The 13,496-nt window shown below is 71.7% G+C and carries 14 protein-coding genes; 6 read left to right on the forward strand and 8 right to left on the reverse strand.

The features are described from left to right. Positions 1–246: 246 nt before the first annotated feature. Positions 247–1,623: an FAD-binding oxidoreductase gene (locus tag FH610_RS41050; RefSeq protein ID WP_139580649.1), complete on the forward strand. Its 1,377-nt coding sequence runs from the start codon at positions 247–249 to the stop codon at positions 1,621–1,623. A gap of 10 nt (positions 1,624–1,633) precedes the next feature. Continuing rightward, on the forward strand, positions 1,634–2,377 hold the full coding sequence (locus FH610_RS41055) for a DUF429 domain-containing protein (protein ID WP_139580650.1): 744 nt from the start codon (positions 1,634–1,636) through the stop codon (positions 2,375–2,377). Between the two features lie 79 nt (positions 2,378–2,456). On the opposite strand, the gene FH610_RS41060 is transcribed toward FH610_RS41055, so the two are convergent. From FH610_RS41060 to FH610_RS41070, 3 genes are read right to left on the reverse strand one after another with little or no spacing between them, the layout of a single operon-like run. Next, complete coding sequence (locus FH610_RS41060) at positions 2,457–2,906, reverse strand: SRPBCC family protein (protein ID WP_240809502.1); 450 nt, start codon at positions 2,904–2,906, stop codon at positions 2,457–2,459. Between the two features lie 51 nt (positions 2,907–2,957). Further along, entirely contained in the window at positions 2,958–3,713 is a 756-nt protein-coding gene (locus tag FH610_RS41065; protein ID WP_139580652.1) for an SRPBCC family protein, read from the reverse strand. Positions 3,714–3,716: 3 nt separating this feature from the next. Then, the gene (locus FH610_RS41070) at positions 3,717–4,319 is read right to left on the reverse strand and encodes an ArsR/SmtB family transcription factor (protein ID WP_205826420.1); all 603 of its coding nucleotides are present in this window, start codon (positions 4,317–4,319) and stop codon (positions 3,717–3,719) included. 151 nt (positions 4,320–4,470) lie between these two features. On the opposite strand from FH610_RS41070, the gene FH610_RS41075 reads away from it, so the two are divergent. Next, positions 4,471–4,965, forward strand: a complete 495-nt coding sequence (locus FH610_RS41075) for a Pycsar system effector family protein (RefSeq protein WP_139580653.1) — start codon at positions 4,471–4,473, stop codon at positions 4,963–4,965. Here the strand turns inward: FH610_RS41075 and FH610_RS41080 are convergent. The 4 genes from FH610_RS41080 to FH610_RS41095 all read right to left on the reverse strand — a co-directional run bounded on the left by FH610_RS41080 (position 4,956) and on the right by FH610_RS41095 (position 9,492). After that, the gene (locus FH610_RS41080; RefSeq protein ID WP_139580654.1) at positions 4,956–5,726 is read right to left on the reverse strand and encodes a hypothetical protein; all 771 of its coding nucleotides are present in this window, start codon (positions 5,724–5,726) and stop codon (positions 4,956–4,958) included. The two genes, FH610_RS41075 and FH610_RS41080, sit on opposite strands and share 10 nt — an antisense overlap. Before the next feature lie 5 nt (positions 5,727–5,731). Continuing rightward, the gene (locus FH610_RS41085) at positions 5,732–7,891 is read right to left on the reverse strand and encodes a hypothetical protein (protein WP_139580655.1); all 2,160 of its coding nucleotides are present in this window, start codon (positions 7,889–7,891) and stop codon (positions 5,732–5,734) included. Continuing rightward, positions 7,891–8,703 carry a hypothetical protein gene (locus tag FH610_RS41090; RefSeq protein WP_139580656.1) on the reverse strand — a complete coding sequence of 271 codons (813 nt, stop codon included), beginning with the start codon at positions 8,701–8,703 and terminating at the stop codon, positions 7,891–7,893. The genes FH610_RS41085 and FH610_RS41090 overlap by 1 nt, the downstream gene beginning before the upstream one ends. A 78-nt stretch (positions 8,704–8,781) precedes the next feature. Beyond that, complete coding sequence (locus FH610_RS41095; RefSeq protein WP_139580657.1) at positions 8,782–9,492, reverse strand: Crp/Fnr family transcriptional regulator; 711 nt, start codon at positions 9,490–9,492, stop codon at positions 8,782–8,784. Between the two features lie 170 nt (positions 9,493–9,662). On the opposite strand from FH610_RS41095, the gene FH610_RS41100 reads away from it, so the two are divergent. The 3 genes from FH610_RS41100 (at position 9,663) to FH610_RS41110 (ending at position 12,936) form a co-directional block, all read left to right on the forward strand. Then, positions 9,663–10,262 carry a hypothetical protein gene (locus FH610_RS41100; RefSeq protein ID WP_139580658.1) on the forward strand — a complete coding sequence of 200 codons (600 nt, stop codon included), beginning with the start codon at positions 9,663–9,665 and terminating at the stop codon, positions 10,260–10,262. Positions 10,263–10,284: 22 nt separating this feature from the next. Then, positions 10,285–10,569, forward strand: a complete 285-nt coding sequence (locus FH610_RS41105) for a hypothetical protein (RefSeq protein ID WP_139580659.1) — start codon at positions 10,285–10,287, stop codon at positions 10,567–10,569. Positions 10,570–10,725: 156 nt separating this feature from the next. After that, a complete protein-coding gene (locus FH610_RS41110) occupies positions 10,726–12,936 on the forward strand; it encodes a S8 family serine peptidase (protein WP_139580660.1) in 2,211 nt (736 codons plus the stop codon). Between the two features lie 170 nt (positions 12,937–13,106). Here the strand turns inward: FH610_RS41110 and FH610_RS41115 are convergent, their stop codons facing one another. Beyond that, positions 13,107–13,376, reverse strand: a complete 270-nt coding sequence (locus tag FH610_RS41115; protein ID WP_139580661.1) for a DUF1876 domain-containing protein — start codon at positions 13,374–13,376, stop codon at positions 13,107–13,109. Between the last annotated feature and the right edge of the window lie 120 nt (positions 13,377–13,496).

Here is a 13,496-nt window from a genome sequence, read left to right on the forward strand (position 1 = left end):
ATCGCCACCCGCTACGACAAGACTCCTGCGAGCTACCTCGCCGGCCTCCACCTCCGCGCTGCGATGATCTGGATCAAAGACCTCACCCGGACCACCCCTTGATCACAACCCGATACGCGCCCTAGTGCGTCTCTAGGAACCCTTTCAAACGCCCCGCCGAACCCCGGTCCGGAAGGTGCAAGAGAACACCAAGACCCGGCTGCGACAACTGTCCCCGTCACAGACGACGACATCCGAAGGACGGACATGCACAGCACCATCGAAGACGCGCTGCGGGGACAGGTCGCCGGCCGGGTCCTGCTTCCGGGACAGGACGGGTTCGAGGAGGAGGCCGCCGGGTTCAACCTCGCCGTGCGCCACCGGCCCGCCGTGATCGTCGCGGCGCGGGACGCCGGCGACGTGGCCGCGGCCGTACGGCTCGCCGCCGCGCACGGGCTGCCCGTGGCCGTGCAGTCGACCGGCCACGGCGCCGTGCAGGCGGCCGACGGCGCGGTCCTGGTCAGCACCCGTGCGATGCGGGAGGTCGTGGTGGACCCCTCCGCCCGCACCGCGACGATCGCGGCCGGTTGCACGTGGGGTGAGGTCGTCACCGCCGCGGCGCCGTACGGCCTGGCCCCGCTGTGCGGCTCGGCGACCGGCGTCGGCGTGGTCGGCTTCACGCTCGGCGGCGGCATCGGGCCGATCGCGCGGACCTTCGGGTTCGCGGCCGACCACGTGCGGGAGCTCACCGTCGTCACCGGGGACGGCGTGGTGCGCACCGCCGACGCGGTCCGCGAGCCCGACCTGTTCTGGGCGCTGCGCGGCGGCAAGGCCGGATTCGGCGTCGTCACCTCGATCACCGTGGACCTGCTGCCGCTCACCGGCCTGTACGGCGGCGGCCTGTTCTACGCCGCCGAGGACGCCGGGCGGGTCCTGCACGCCTACCGGAGCTGGGCCGGCACGCTGCCGGAGACCACCACCACCTCGGTCGCGCTGCTGCGCCTGCCCCCGCTGCCCGAGCTGCCGCCGCAGCTCAGCGGCAGGTTCGTCGTCCACCTGCGGGTCGCCCACGTGGGGGACGGGCAGGAGGCCGAGGCGCTGCTGGCCCCGATGCGGGCCGTGGCCGAGCCGGTGCTCGACGCCGTCGGGCCCCTGCCGTACGCGGCGATCGACTCCATCCACCAGGACCCGACCCAGCCCATGCCGGTGGCGGAGCGGGGCGCGCTGCTGCGTGAGCTGACGGCGGAGACCGTCGAGGCGCTGCTCGCGGTCGCCGGCCCGGCCGCGCGGGTTCCGCTGGCCGTGGTCGAGCTCCGTCAGCTCGGCGGCGCGCTCGCCCGTCGGCCCAAGGAGCCCAACGCCGTGGGCGGGCGCGACGCCGCCTTCACGCTGCTCGCCATCGGTGCGCCGGTGCCCGAGCTGATGGACACGGCCGTCCCCGCGGCCGTACGGGCCGTGGTCGAGGCCCTCGCGCCCTGGTCGACCGGGGGCGCGCTGATCAACTTCCAGGGCGGCGCCCTGGCCCCCGAGCAGATCTCCCGGGCCTGGCCGGAGGAGACGCTGCGGCGGCTGGCGAAGCTGCGCGAGGTCTACGACCCGGCGAACCTGTTCCGCTTCGGCCACGTCGTCCCCCGCCAGGGCTGAGCATGGTCCTGTGAAGGATGCTCGTGTGCTCGGTGTCGACGCGTGCAGGGCGGGCTGGATCGGGGTGGTCCCGCCCGCCGGCTCCCGGGACGGGGGTGCGGCGCGCGCCTACTTCGCGCCCCGCGTCGCGGACCTGGTCGCCCTGGCGGACGCGGACGGCGAGGTCGACGTTGTGGCGGTGGACATGCCGATCGGCCTGCCGGATCCCTACCCCGATGCTCACTCCGGCGACCCTCAGGGCCGGACCCGCCGCCGGGCCGACGTGCTGGCCCGCGCGGAGCTCGGCCCCCGGTGGCGGTCGGTGTTCATGACACCGGTGCGCGCCGCGCTCGAGGCGGACGACTACGCCTCGGCCGTGGCCGTCAACCGCCGCCTGGCCGGCGAGGGCGTCTCCCGCCAGGCGTTCGGGCTCAAGGAGAAGCTGCTGGAGGTCGAGCGCTGGGTGCGGGAGGCGGGCAGGCGCGTCGTGGAGGTCCACCCCGAGCTGAGCTTCGCCCGGCTCGCCGGGGCGCCTGTGCCGCATCCGAAGACGACGTGGGCGGGCGCGGAGCGGCGGCGTGAACTGCTGGCGGCGGCGGGTGTCGTGCTGGCGGGCGACCTCGGCAGGGCCGGGGCGATGGCGGGGGTGGACGACGTGCTCGACGCGGGCGCCGCCGCCTGGACGGCCCTGCGGGTGGTGTCCGGGGAGGCGCGGCCCCTGCCCGATCCTCCCGAGGTCTTCTCCGACGGCATCCCTTGCGCCATCTGGGCCTGACGGGCGTGCCATCCGGAGCCCGCACGGCCAAGGCCGTACGCCGCGTCCCCGAGGGGTGCGGCGTACGGCCTGGGAGATTTCAGGCGAGGTGCTCGGCGAGCCGGTCGAAGAACTGGAGCCAGCCCGCCTTCGCGGCCTCGGCGTGCGCCTCGTCGGTGTTGTAGCCCTCCTGCTTGAAGCTCATCTCCGTGCGGTCCCCGAGGTCGGTGAGCGTGACGGTCGCGACCGAGGCCACGGCCCCCTCCTGGTTGTCCGGGTCGCCGGTGGTGAACACCAGCCGCTCGGGCGCCGCGATCTCCCGGTAGACCCCGCCGAGAGGGGCCTTGGCGCCGTCCGGCGACACGAGGCACGCGCTCCACTCGCCGCCGGGCCGCAGGTCCATGGTGATCAGCGAGACCGGGGTGGTGAAACCGTGCGGGCCGAACCACTCGCTGAAGCGCTCCGGCTCGGTCCACGCCTCGAAGACGGCCTCGCGGGGAGCGTCGAGGACGCGGGTGATGGTGTATTCGAGGTCAGGGGTGTTCGTCATCGTCATGCCCTTCGTGGTCAGGAGTTCGGACGTGCGTTTTCGCGGGGAGGGTCAGGGGAAGAGCCGGGAGAGCCAGGACCGCCAGGCGGCCTCGACGTGCTCCTGGTCGGCGTCCTCGGCGAAGACGTGGTGCCCGAGGACCACCACGTTGCCCCGCTGCGGACCGGAGTGGATGAACCGGTAGAGCCCGTCGGCGGTCCGCAGGCCGAGGAAGGTCGGGAAGCCGGTGTAGTCGACCACCCCGTCCTCCGGCGCCAGCCCGTCCACCGCGAGCCGCACGGGGTCGCCCAGCCGGACCGTGGCGGGCAGGCCCAGCGCGTCCTTGATCGCCGCCCAGGCCGGCGCGTTCTCGGCCGCCTGGGGGCGCACGGCGGACACGACCGTGGCCGGGCGCCCGCGGAAGTACGTGAGGTACTGCGCGAGCTTGTGCAGGTACATGTCCCAGCCGACGCCCATCGCCTCGAACTCGGTCTCCCAGTCGTCGCCGAGGAAGCCGTGCTGGACCAGGCGCAGGACCGTGCTGCCGTGGTCGCGTCCCTCGATGAGGTACTCCATCGCCATGAACGTGCCGTCGGGGTTCTCGTCACCGCGGTACGCGAACCGCTTGCCGGGCTCGTACCCGGTCACGGTGGAGCCCTCGCTGTTGCCGAACATGGTGAACCGGCCGCGGCCGCCCTCGACGGGCTCGATCTCGGTGCGTCCCATGAACCAGGAGTCGATGCCGGGGCCGGTGGCGATCGCGTCCCAGACCTGCTCGGGGGTCGCGTCCAGCTCGATTTCCTTGCGCAGTTCGAACTCGTGGGGCACGCTTCAGCGCTCCTCTATGTCGGCCGTCCGGGGGACGGCGGGATGAACGGCGACGACCAGACGGTGCTCGCGCCCGCCTTCGGCCGAATCGTCGTGGTATTTGCTCACGAGCGCGGCGACGGCGGCCGACAGCTCCTCGGCGAACGCGGCCCGGTCGGCGGCCGAGGCGAAGCGCACCCGGCCGTCGATGGCGAACGTCGCGAGCTTCTTGCGTGCCTGGGACGCTCCGACGATCAGCGTGCCCACGTCGCGTACGAGCTGGGCGGCGAGCGCCAGCAGCCACCGCGCCGACAGCCGGTCGGGTGCGCGTGACGGATCGGGCGCGACCGACGCCAGCGCGGCGGGAGAGATCACGAACGACGCCGCCGTCGCCCGCATGACCCGCTCGTTGACGTTGCCCTTGCGGCGCTCCTCGACCAGCTCCACGAGGCCGTGCCGCTCCAGGGTCTTGAGATGGTAGTTCACCTTCTGCCTCGGCAGCCCCACCTTGGCTGCCAGCATGGTCGCCGAGCTGGGCTCCGTCAGCTCGGCGAGCAACCGCGCCCGCATCGGATCCAGGGAGGCCTCCGCCGCCGCCGGATCCTCGATCACCGCCACGTCTTTCATACCTCAAGGATGGCCTCCGACAAACTATTTTGTCAAGGCAAAGAGAGGTGTCGGTGTCGAACCCGCACTGGTGCGGTCCTCCACCTCCGCATCGGCGATTCACTCCAAGAAGGCGAACAGGAGGGTTCGTATGGGCAGGCGCAGGAACGAAATGACTGCCGTCGAGGCGCTGACCGTGGCGCTCACCACGGTCGGCACCTTCCAGGGTTACGTGCAGCATGCCGACGCCAAGGTCACTACCGTCACCACCGTGCACCTCGGGGCAGCGGCCGTGGCGGCCACACAGATGGGGGCGTTGGCCAGCCTGCGAGCACCGGGAGCGCCTATCGCACTGGGCGTGGTCGCCGTTGTTCTGGTCGCGCTCTATGTCGCGGGGTTCCTCGTCGCCGGCTATCACCTCGTCCAGGGCTTGCGTCCTCGCCTGGGCGGACCTGGCGGGCCGAACAGGTTCGGCCTGGCCGGTCCTCGAAGTGGATCGTCGGGGGTGAGCGTCGCGCAGCAGGAACGGGAGGCATGGCTCCTCGTGAGCACGCTGGCCGAACTGAGCCGTGAGAAGCACCGCAGGGTGGGACGAGCGCTGCCGTGGACGGCCCTCATGCTCGTCTCCACCCTGCTGTGGCTTGCGCTGGGAGCGCTCTACGGCTGACCGAAGCCGCTCGGCAGCAGCGGGTCGGGGTCAAGGGGCGGCACCGCCAATCCGAGCGCGGTCATCGCGCTCCGCAGAGCGCTCTCACTGCCGACGATGAGTTCGTAGACGTCGCCCTGCCGATGAGAGCTCACCAGCTTGTCGAGTTTGTCGATGAAGTGGGCGGCGGTGTCCTCGCCCTTGTCGAGCATCTCCGCAATGATCGCCGCCTTGGCTTGGGGCTGCTCGGCCAGTCTCACGGCGTACCTCGTCAGGTCGCTCCTGCGGGCCCCGGCCAGGAAACGCTCCCAGGCGAGGCGCACCTCCTCGGCGGTCTCCGCGCGGCGCTTCGCCTCCGCGACCTCGCAGTCGACCTGATAGAGGCGGCGTGCGCGGTCTCGGAGCAACTGGCGCACCTCTTCAGAGGGCCTTACCTCGGCCCGTGCCGTCCACCGCAGGATCACACGCCTGTCATGTCGCGACAGCCGGCCGAGGAAATCGTCGAGGACGCTGTTCACCTCACGTTCGGCGTCCTCGGATTGGTACGGCGAGTGCCTCCGCGCGATCGCACGAGTCTCGGCGCGAACGCGTCCCTGGACGTGGTCGCGCTCGGCCGCGTCGGGACCTGCCTGCCAGCGCCGGCCCACAGCGGACCACGCGAGGGAGACCGTGACGTCGAAGTCGAAGACGTCTCCTCGCGCCGGGGCGGTGAACGAGAGCTCGTTCACATCCTCCGCGGTCTCCTCACCAGTAGTGGGCATGCTGTAACGGATGAGCCACATGATGCTCAACTCCCTTCGACGAGCTCGGCGAGCCGGCCCGCGAGCCCGGCGTCGATCTCTCCGGTCCGGTGCCAGAGCCGGAGGTGAAACAACAGGGGTGCCCGGACGTCGACGGGCGGCCTGGTGAGGACCTCGGAGAGGACGCCGCGGACCCCGGCGTCCGTCTCCCACGTCGCGAGCCAGTCGCCCAGCACGCTCCACGCCTCCGGTGTGAGAGCGGCCCCGGTGTCCTTGGTGACGGCCAGGTCCAGGATGTGTCGCCAGAGAGCGACTAGGTCGACGGCCGCGCCGGGATCCGCTGCGAGATCGAGGACCTTGGCCCCTTCGGGAGGGGCGAGCATCCGCACGAACGCGAGAGCCGCGGCGCTTGTGAGGCCAGGTAGATCGCTTTGGGCCGACCATTGGGCGAGGGCGGCGATGATCCTCCTGGTGTTGTCGGGGACATCGCCGACACCGCTCCGATGGGACGCTCTGTTGCTCCCGAGTTGGTGGATTTGCGCGATAGAGAGGGCGACACGCTGTGGAAAAGCCCGCGCATTGGTCTTCGCGATGGTGGCGAGGGCCCGGAGCGCCTCATCGACCCAGTAGGCGCCCAGCCACGACCCGAGGGCCCGGATGACGACGGACTGTTCTTTGCGGCTGCCTCGGGCCCAGCGCCCTAGGCACTCGAAGACACGCGCGGTCAGATCGGGGTCCTTGGCCGCCGAGCCCAAGGTCCAGGCCGCCAGCTCGTGGGTCAGGTACCGCTCGCTCTGGCACCATGCGCTCAGAAAACGTCGCTGGATGGCTGGGAAGTCGTAGGTCGCCAGCAGACCGATTGCTTGGGCCGCCCGCATCTGGACGCCAGGATCCTTGTCCTCGGTCAGCTCGCCTAGCCAGGTGAGCAGGGGCTCGTGAATCGTGGGCTGTTCCTCCCAGACCACGCGGAGGACGGTTCCGGCCATGCTCGGATCGGGGAAGTCGACAACCTGCCCATCTCCGCCTCGTCTGGGTGACAGCAGAGTGATCTCCGCAAAGCCGAGCCAGTCGCTGAGCTGCTCCCAGACGTGCGGCTGGGGCGGTTGCTCAATCGTCGTCTGCCGAGCCAGCTCCTCCTCGATCAGCGTGGCCAGCTTCACGGTCTGGGCGGCCACGACGGCCGATGGCGCTCCACGCAACACCGCACTGGCGATCATGAAGCAGCGTGCCCTGCGGGGAGTCTCCACCGCGAGGAGGTCCTGCGCTTTCCGGCGCCGCTGCTCGGGCAGGCTGTCCAAAATCTCGTCGAGCGATCGGTCTTCCAGCAACCCTCTGGCCACCCGCAGGGCGAGCTCTCGCGCCTTGCGGGGGCACCGGTAGCCCGCCAGCGTCTCCCGGACCAGTTCGTCGGCCGCCGTCTTGCTGGCCCACTCCTGGGGATGGGCCTCGCCGCCCTCGTGTAACTCGTGAGCCAGCCAGTTGACGAAAATCTGATCCATCGGTGGCGGCTCGTGGTCGACGGCCCAGTCATGTTCGGGGAACTCGGGGCTGGCCAGGACGACGACGCGGGCGCGGGCTCGTTCGGCCGTCCTCCGGAGGTGCCCAAGCATCTGGTCGGGGCGACCGTTCCAGGTCGCATCGTCGCCGACCTGGAGCAGATATCCAGTCGCCTCGCGCAGGTCGCCCGGAGCGAGGTGGAGAGGGTTCCCGCTCATCTGCAGCCAGGCGAGACGGCCGTCGTCACCGCTCCAGCGTGCGAGGGCGGCCAGGGCGGTGGTCGGCTGCCCGGCCCGTCGCTCACCGCGCAGCAGCAGCACATGCTCGCTGTCGAGACGCGCGAGCAGTTCGCCGTACGACTTGGTCGGGACGTGACAGCGCCGGATGACGCCGACCTCGCGTGCCGACACGGCCACAGTGAACACGGCCCTGTCCTCCGCGGTCACGCCGAAGAAGTACTGGTCGCGTCCTGCCGCGTTGACCGTTCCGCCGTCGGTCGCCCGGTGCGAGGCACCTCCGATGTCGTCGCCGCCGATAACGGTGTCGGCGTAAAGCGCGTCGAGGTTCTGCGCGGAGATGCGACTCTGCCGCTTCTGCTCGCTGAGCTCCTCATGCAGGTCACGCTGGGTGTTCTGCTCCGCGCCACCGTCCGGTCCGCGCTCCTTCTCGCCGGGTGTCGGTTCGATGGCCGGGGCTTCTTGCTCCGCCATCAGTGCCCCTCGCGCCAGTTACCTATGATCTGGTCCCGGCCGGGGGCGTTCACAATCCCGTGGCCGTCGGCCCGGTGCGAGGCCCCGCCGATCTGGTCACCGTGGACGATGAAGGGGGTGCGCCGATCCTCCTCGCCATGGCTGGTCTCCGTCGCCGGGCGAGGCACTTGCGATGTGCCGGGCGCTTCAGGGACGAAGGCATCCAGGACGCTGAGCGTGCCGATGTCATGTCCCGGCACGTGCAGGTACGCCGTGCAGGAGTGCTCCTTGACCCGCACCTGGACGGGCCGATAGGCATGTGGCTCGCCCAGTCCCTGGCTGATGTAGTCGTCGTACACCCGATCGGAGACGATCAGAGCCAGGTCTGCGGCCGGGCAGGCGTCGAGGGCCCGCCTCACTGGGGCGGAGTCGAGGAGCCGGGCCTGTTGTACGGCGTGGCGGCCGGCGACCCCGTTGGCGGCGCCCAGATGGACGGGGCCGAAGTGGACGGCCATGCGCAGGCGCATGCGCGTCCAGAACGGACCGGCGTGGCGCCGGTTGTACAGGCCGAGTTGCCCGTCCAGTTCACGGACGAAGCCGCCGACGAGCACGCCGAGGTGCGCGTGGGGCGGGAGCCAGGAGAACTCGCCGTCCCCTTGGGGCTGACGCTCGGTCCACGTCGACCTGTCGAGACCGGCCTCGGACGCGGCGGTGTCAAGCACCCGGATGAGGGCTTCCTGAAGGTGAAGTTGCTGCTGGTCGTTGCGCCCACTGTACTTCTCGATGTCCACCGCGATCATCGCATGAGAGGTGGGCATGGGAGGGTGAGTCATCGTGCCTCCTGGCTGGTCTGTGTCGGCCGCACCACGATGACTCCGGCGGGCTTCTCGCAGCCCGCATTGATGCGGCTTTCAGCCGGGCGATTGGAGTCGCAGGTCGGCAAAGTCGGTCAGGCCGTCGAGGTTCCTGATGATTACGCCCCGGTGCCGTTGCAGCACGAGACCGCGTGCGGAGAGGTCGTGCATCGCCTTCTGCACCGTGCGTTCCTTGATTCCGATGAGCTCGCCCAGTTCGGACTGGGTGACGGGCACTCCGATGTCGATGCCCTCGCGGCGGGGCCGCCCGTGCCGTACGGCGAGATCGACCAGGATCCGGGCCAGACAGATGTCGGCCTCGTATCCCGCGAAGTCGAGGCGCCGCCGGTCGGCGAACCGCAAACGATCGATCGTGACCTGGCTGAGAGCCGCGGCGGACTCGGGGATGCGGGCAAGATAGGCCGTGAAGACGGGCCCCTTCAGCACGCAGACAAGAGATCGCCTACAGGTGGTCACCGTAGCCATGCGCGGGTGATCCGTCAGCGCGGCCATCTCGCCCACGATGTCGCCGCTCGCCCGGATCGACAGGAGCGTCCTGGAGCCGTTCTCCGTGGATGCCGTGACCTTTACCAGCGCGTCGACCAGCAGGTAGACCGCGTGGCCGGGGTCGCCCTCCCGGATCAGCATATGTCGGCTCGGATACGTCAGCAGGGAGCCGAGGCGGAGGAGTTCCTCACGCGCCCGCACCGGGAGCAGGTCGAGGAACGATCCATGTAACCAGGTACGCCGCTCAGCGCTCTGCGTCATGCCGACACCTCCAAGCGGGAGTATGACCCGCGCGGTGCGTTGCGTCACCGAGCCCGAGTGTCAAGTCGGCCTTATCCACTCATTACGCCTATAACGTTGTGCGACCGATCTGTCACGCGATGTAATCACATCGGCGATGGGCCGGACCTACTGGCTCCGAAGGAGTGAATATGACGTTCACGGCTATGAACCCCACGTCCATGGCGACCACGCTGGGGTACGGCGCTCAGCACCAGATCTCGCCCCTGCAGCAGCTCGGTCAGCAGATCCCGGCGATGCAGCAGCAGCTGTCGCCGCTGGCGATGATCCAGCAGGAGGAGCACATCCTCCCGCAGGAGCACCTGGTGAGCCCGGTGACCTTCTGGACCAAGGTCGCGCGGTGCAGCGTGCGTTACGGCGCTCCCGCGGCCCGCCAGATGCTGGAGGGCGTGCTCTACCAGCACCAGGTCCGGGAGCAGATCCAGCAGCAGGTTCAGCAGCAGATGCTTCCGCCGCAGGTTCTGCAGGCCCTCCAGGCCATCCAGGCCCAGGCCCAGCAGATCCCGCAGGTTTACGGCCAGCCGTACGCCACCCAGGCGTACGCGCAGCACCCCGGCCAGCAGGCCCTTCAGTTCGGCGCCCCCTCCATCCACGGGGCGTACGGGCAGCAGGTCCCGCTGACCATGCAGCCGCTGTCGCAGGTCTACGGCCAGGCCTACGGCCAGCCGTACGGCCACCTGCACCAGCAGGCCGCTCAGCAGGTCCCGGTGCCGGCCGGTGCCGCACTCTGATCGGAGGAACACCGTGGAGTCGATGGGTCCCGGGATGGGTCAGGTGACGCCCCCGGCCGTGGGAGTCGCGACGGGGCATCCGGCGCCGGTCGCGCCGCTGCAGGCGCACTGCGCCGTGACGCTCCAGCGGCTGTACGGCTGGCTGCAGGCGTCACTCCCGCAGGCGCCCCAGGTCGCGGGGATCATCCCGCTGCTGGTGCAGGCGGTACAGCTGTACCGGGCCGGGCGGTACGACGCGTGCCTGGCGCAGATCCAGTTCGCGCTCGGCGCCGTCACCCCTGGACGGCCCACGGTTCCACTGCTGTGACGTGATCACCTCGGTGGCCCGGACCGGTCGGCGGCCGGTCCGGGCCCCCGCCGTCCCGAGACCGGCGAAATGTGATGACAGAGCCTGAACTGCCCGCCGCGCCGTACGGGGCGCGGCCGGCCACACCAGCCTGAGCTGGGGAGAGTCGGAGACGTTGTGACCAATAACGACAAGCCCAAGGACGGAAGCGAGGAGCCGCGCCCGGCGTCCCCGCGGGGGCGGCAGGCGTCCCGCCAGGCGCCGCAGCCGGTGGAGTCCCGGCCGCGGCGCTACATGGTGGCCGCGATGCCCCAGCCGCACCCGGCGGCGCCGGGAGCAGCCGCGCCGGCTCTCGACGGCGACACGGTGCGCAGGCTGCTGGAGGACGACCCCGAGGTGCGCGTGCTGCGCCGCCTGCGGGGAACGGCGGGGAACCCGGGGGCTCAGGCACCCGGGTTCCCCGCTGTGGTCGTGGCGGAGACGACCGCCGAGCACGTCGAGGCGCTGCGGCGGCAGTATCCGCAGCTCTACTTCGAGCGCGACCGGCTGCTCAGCTACAGCGACGTGCCCCAGCCGCCGCGCAGGCGGCGGCCCGCACCGGCGGTGGTGCCGCCGGGCGTGGAGAGCACGTTCGCCTTCCTGGTCAGGGACGCGGACGGCACGCCGCTGCCCGGCGCGAGCGTCCTGGTGACCGGGCACGGCTGGCCGGCCCAGACGTCCACCGGGGCCGACGGCCGCGCGGTGGTCACGATGGTGGGGGAGACCCCGGAGTCGATCACCGGGGTGACCGTCCGGCCGCGCTCCGGCTACTGGAGCGTCCACATCGACCGCCCCGCCCTGTCCACGATCCGGGACAACCTGATCGAGCCGATGCCACTGTCGGAGACCTTCAGCGGTTTCCCCGGCAAGCAGGTCTTCGGCTGGGGCCAGCAGGCGATGAACCTCGACCGCCTGCCGCCCACGCTGCGCGGCGCGGGGGTCAGGGTCGCGATCATCGACTCCGGGGCCGACGTTCGGCACCCCGACCTGCGTGACCGCGTCCGCGCCGGCGTCGACCTCGTCGGCGGCGAGCCGGACGGCTGGTCCGTCGACGCCGCCTACCACGGCTCCCACTGCGCGGCTGTCGTCTCGGGCGCCGACGACGGCCGCGGTGTCGTCGGCTTCGCGGTCGAGGCCGAGGTGCACGCCTGCAAGATCTTCCCGGGCGGGCGGTTCAGCGACCTCATCGAGGCGCTCGATTACTGCATCGAGCAGCGGATCGACGTCGTCAACCTGAGTCTGGCCAGCAGGCACCACTCCCCGCTCGTCGCCGCGAAGATCGAGCAGGCGCGCCAGGCGGGGGTGGCGTGCGTGGTGGCCGGCGGCAACGACGGAGGACCGGTCGGCTTCCCCGGCATCCTGCCCGGCGTGCTGACCGTCGCGGCCGTCGGCAAGGCCGACGCGTTCCCGCCCGGCACCGCCCACGAGGCCGAGATCCACGGGCCGATGACCGGCGACGGCTACTTCTCGCCGCGCTTCACCTGCCACGGCCCCGAGGTCGACGTGTGCGCCCCGGGCGTGGCCGTCCTGTCGGCCGTCCCTCCGGACGGGTACGCCGCACTGGACGGCACCTCCATGGCCGCGCCGCATGTGGCCGGCCTCGCGGCCCTGGTGCTCGCCCACCACGGCGACTTCCGGGGCCCCTTCAGCGGACGGGACGCGCGGCGGGTCGATCACCTCTTCCACATCATCAAATCGAGTTGCGTCCCGCTGAACCTCGGCGACCTCCACCGCACCGGCGCGGGGATGCCGAACGCGCTGCGCGCTCTCGCGCCCGCCCTCGCGCAGATCACGCCCGAACCGGTCGAGGCCGACACGCTGCTCGGGCAGCTCACCGCCGAGATGACCGGCGCGGGACTGCTCGCGTCGGCGGCCTGGGGACCGGGCGGCGAGGCCGGGCATGCGGGCCATGGCGGCCAGGCGGGCCCGGGGGCGCAGCCCGGCATGGCAGTGCAGCCCGGCATGGCCGCGCAGGCGGCGTGCGGCGCGGGCACGACGGCCAACGGGCCGGTGCCCGGCGGTCTCGTCACCGGCGGCCCGCGCGGGCGCGCCACGGCGACCGGCGGCGGCGTCCCGCCGGCCGACCAGGGCGGAGCGCCCGGCGGGGCGGGGACACGGGGCAAGCGAGGGGGAGCGCGCGCGGCCCGGCCGTATGTCACCGGGCCCGGCGGGGGCCGGACGCCCGGCGGCGCCGCGGGCGACGTCCCGGCAGGTCCCCGTGCGGCGAACGGCACGCCGACGGCCGGGACCGGCCCGGTCGGAGGCGAGCAGGCCGCCATGGCCTGGCTGAGGGAGGAGATGCGGGCCGCGGGGCTCCTCGGCGACGACCCGGCCGACCCCGCGGAATGAGGACGCCGTGGAATGAGGACGCCGTGGAATGAGGACGTGCTGCGCGGACTCCCGGGGGCTCGGGCGCAGCCCCCGGGCGCCGGCTCCGCTGCCGGGCCCGTCCCCGGCGCTCCGGCCTCAGGCACGCAGATGCCGCCGCCGGCATCGCCGCCGGAGAACGGGCCGGGGTCTCAGTACGACTCGTAGGCCGGACCGGCGAGCTGGGCCACGTCCTCCGCGCCGTCCCCGATGAGTTTCGCCCCCAGGTCGGCGAGGGCCCGTCCGGCCGCCAGTTCGTCGCCGATCTCGGGCACGGGCCGGTCGGACGGGTTGCGGCGGGCTCGGCCGACGCTCTCGTGGCGTCGTCCCGCGGGCGTGTAGAGCACGGCGGTCGCGGTGGTGACGTCGTCGTTGTCGTCCTCGTTCACGAAGATCTCGACGGTCCAGCGCTTCGATTCCATGTCGGACCACCTCCAGGACTCCAGCATCCCTCCCGGCCGCGCGGCCCCGGCACCGGCCCCGGGCCGAGGACCTACGACCCTGGAGGGGCGCGGCCGCCGGTGGTGACATGGAGGAGGTTC

The organism is Microbispora catharanthi (genome assembly GCF_006334915.2).
In the GTDB taxonomy this organism is placed as follows: Bacteria; Actinomycetota; Actinomycetes; order Streptosporangiales; family Streptosporangiaceae; genus Microbispora; species Microbispora catharanthi.

What these genes read in the sequence shown, in the direction of transcription:
- FH610_RS41100 (WP_139580658.1), top strand. Translation starts at nt 9,663, where the DNA reads ATGACGTTCACGGCTATGAACCCCACGTCCATGGCGACCACGCTGGGG.
- FH610_RS41105 (WP_139580659.1), top strand. Translation starts at nt 10,285, where the DNA reads ATGGGTCCCGGGATGGGTCAGGTGACGCCCCCGGCCGTGGGAGTCGCG.
- FH610_RS41115 (WP_139580661.1), bottom strand. Translation starts at nt 13,376, where the DNA reads ATGGAATCGAAGCGCTGGACCGTCGAGATCTTCGTGAACGAGGACGAC.
- FH610_RS41070 (WP_205826420.1), bottom strand. Translation starts at nt 4,319, where the DNA reads ATGAAAGACGTGGCGGTGATCGAGGATCCGGCGGCGGCGGAGGCCTCC.
- FH610_RS41095 (WP_139580657.1), bottom strand. Translation starts at nt 9,492, where the DNA reads ATGACGCAGAGCGCTGAGCGGCGTACCTGGTTACATGGATCGTTCCTC.
- FH610_RS41080 (WP_139580654.1), bottom strand. Translation starts at nt 5,726, where the DNA reads ATGTGGCTCATCCGTTACAGCATGCCCACTACTGGTGAGGAGACCGCG.
- FH610_RS41090 (WP_139580656.1), bottom strand. Translation starts at nt 8,703, where the DNA reads ATGACTCACCCTCCCATGCCCACCTCTCATGCGATGATCGCGGTGGAC.
- FH610_RS41075 (WP_139580653.1), top strand. Translation starts at nt 4,471, where the DNA reads ATGACTGCCGTCGAGGCGCTGACCGTGGCGCTCACCACGGTCGGCACC.
- FH610_RS41085 (WP_139580655.1), bottom strand. Translation starts at nt 7,891, where the DNA reads ATGGCGGAGCAAGAAGCCCCGGCCATCGAACCGACACCCGGCGAGAAG.
- FH610_RS41050 (WP_139580649.1), top strand. Translation starts at nt 247, where the DNA reads ATGCACAGCACCATCGAAGACGCGCTGCGGGGACAGGTCGCCGGCCGG.
- FH610_RS41060 (WP_240809502.1), bottom strand. Translation starts at nt 2,906, where the DNA reads ATGACGAACACCCCTGACCTCGAATACACCATCACCCGCGTCCTCGAC.